Origin of the sequence: Luteimonas panaciterrae (assembly GCF_020511115.1) — a bacterium.
In the GTDB taxonomy this organism is placed as follows: Bacteria; Pseudomonadota; Gammaproteobacteria; order Xanthomonadales; family Xanthomonadaceae; genus Luteimonas; species Luteimonas panaciterrae.
Genome location: NZ_JAJAVH010000043.1, coordinates 1 through 2,392, shown reverse-complemented (window position 1 = coordinate 2,392; position 2,392 = coordinate 1). Strand labels below are relative to the sequence as shown.

Annotated in this window: 1 protein-coding gene and 2 pseudogenes; 2 read left to right on the top strand and 1 reads right to left on the bottom strand. The window is 59.2% G+C overall.

Features of this window, described 5'->3' with window-relative positions; all coding sequences use genetic code 11:
• A pseudogene (locus tag LG367_RS18140) lies at nt 1-181 on the top strand (TorF family putative porin); the annotation flags it as partial.
• Nucleotides 182-499: 318 nt separating this feature from the next.
• A complete protein-coding gene (locus tag LG367_RS18135; RefSeq protein ID WP_226470670.1) occupies nt 500-1,528 on the top strand; it encodes a sphingomyelin phosphodiesterase in 1,029 nt (342 codons plus the stop codon).
• Between the two features lie 245 nt (nt 1,529-1,773).
• Here LG367_RS18135 and LG367_RS18130 read toward each other — a convergent pair.
• Nucleotides 1,774-1,959 (bottom strand): annotated as a pseudogene (locus tag LG367_RS18130) (ATP-binding protein); the annotation flags it as partial.
• Between the last annotated feature and the right edge of the window lie 433 nt (nt 1,960-2,392).

Below are 2,392 nucleotides of genomic sequence, written 5' to 3'. Positions count from 1 at the left end.
GAGCGTGACACTAAAGCGGACCTTCGCGGGCATTGATCTGACCGTTGGTTATGCTCGGGCCTGGAATGGAGCCGGCATGTACAAGCACTACACCACGGGCATTCCAGACAGCCGGGGACGCACTCACGTTTCGAATCCAATTGACGGAACCACATTCGTGACCGTGGGCTGGACCTTCTAGATGCGTGCAGCACGGCCAACCCAATGCTACGCGTCACCGCCTCGCCCGCGCACGAATGATCTTGCCCGACTGCAATCGGGCAGTCACGGGGCCGACACGCCTACAGCGACAACATCGCGCCGGAGCCATGTCTTCGAAGAAGATTCCCTGCATATCCGCACACGCCCCCTCACTAATGTGCACGGGCCGTCAGTTAGCTTGTGTAGCTTCGCCTCATCTCACGAACACATCGCGCATCGCGCGGATTCGCGCTTGCCTACATACGCTTGTCATAAAGCCCCGGCACAGTGCTGAGTTCGCCGCTCCCGGAATGTCGCGATGAAACTGACATATCGCTTGTTGCTATGCCTAATTCTCCTCGGCCTGTCCCCGCTAGCCCAGGCCGCGCGGCCGGAGCTGACCGTGATGACCTACAACCTGATGCAGCTGCCCTTCCTGCCGGCCATGGACTGGGACCAGGCCAGTCGCGCCAAGCGCACGCCCGCCGCGATCCGCTCGATGCCGCAAGCACCGGACGTGATCGTATTTGAGGAAGTGTTTACGAACGACGCCTATGCGCGGCTGGGCGAACTGGCCGATCTGTACCCCTACCGCACGCCGGTGGTAGGGCAGGTCTGTCGTGGCGGCGGCTGGAATTCGATCGTGGGCAACTGCTCCAATTCCCTGTTCGTGATCCGTGGCGGGGTAATCGTGTTGAGCCGCTGGCCGATCATCGAGCAACATGCGCTGATCTACCGCAACAGCCTCGTTGGCAGCGCGGACTATCTGTCGAACAAGGGCGCGGCCTATGTGCGCGTGCGCAAGCAAGGCTACGATTACCACATCGCCGGCACCCACCTGCAGGCCGACCAGAACAGCGACGGCCGCCGCGAGCATGCTGTGCGCATGGCCCAACTGCGCGAACTGCGCCAGTGGCTGGATGGCTTCGGCATCGCCAAGAACGAGCCGCTAATTCTAGCCGGCGACTTCAACGTGGAATACAGCAAGGGCGACGATGTGATCTCCATGCTCGACGCCGCTGGTGTCGACCTGGATTATCCGGCCATTGCGGGCTACGGCAGCTATTCGTCTCGGCACAACTGGTTGGCCAAGACCAATGCTTACTACACCGGCTTCAGCCAGGACTACGATGACACTATCGACTACGTAATGTGGCGGCCAGACCATTTGTCTCCGGCCAAGCCACCGGTGCAGACCGTAATCAGGTTGGCCTCCGCCGAGCGCCGCTTCTGGTGGTGGATGCGCGGCTGGTGGAGCTTACCCGGCGGCCGCTACTGGCATGACGGGTACTACAACGAAATCTCGGATCACTATCCTGTGAAGGCAACGTTCCACTACGCCCACTAGGTTTTTCTCGAGACGCACAGCCTGCCGCAAACGAGGGTGGTGAGCGGAAGCGGCCGGCATGTGCTAAATCTGCGGCGACAACCCTTGTCTAATAAGAAGCCCGCCCTGCTCCGGCCCGAACCTCCGTGTGTTGTCGCCGACTTAAACTTGACCCGCCATGCCGATTTAAAACTGACCGGGTGGAGGTGGGCACTCGTGGTGGCCGTCTGTGGATAACACTACGTTTTGCGTCTGTTGATGGCTAGCTACCAGCATGGTCTCTTTGTTGTTGGGTTCCTCAGCCTACACGCGCTTACGCGAGTTCTCTCGTGTCTTGATGCGTTGCGTTGTCCCGTGGTCTGGCTGCTGTGCCGGTAGCGATGCGATTCGTTGCCGGTCGCGATGATGTGGCAGCGGTGTGTGAGCCGGTCGAGCAAGGCGATGGTCATCTTACGGTAGGCGCGAATATTTGTAGGCTCGTGCTCCAGCTCCACCATTGGCCGTTTTCAGGAGTGCTCTTTAGGCCTCATGAGGCAACATGAGGCAACATGAGGCCCCAGAGATTTTTCGGTGTTACGTTTCCTTTGGTCCACCACTCCTAAAAAACCGACGAGTCTCCGTCGGTTTTTTTTCGTCCAAAGACCCCCTATTTCCGCAGTGTTTTCGCGTCTGTGCGAAAACGGCCCGCTCTTCGGAAAGTCGGAAATTTCTCCGTTTCCGCCTCTACGCGGTCTCCAGTCTCCGTTCTGCGAAAATGCCATTTTCGCAGGCCGAAAAAATTTTCCTTGTGTGGCGGGTACTTAGCGCCCCTCCGTTCGCTGTTTGCGAAATCACCTTCGCGCCCCGAAAGAGGATCGAAACAACGGCCGCTATCGGCCATAAGCG

Bases quoted from the DNA above. Each gene is read 5' to 3' on its own strand.
- LG367_RS18135 (WP_226470670.1), top strand. From the start codon at position 500: ATGAAACTGACATATCGCTTGTTGCTATGCCTAATTCTCCTCGGCCTG.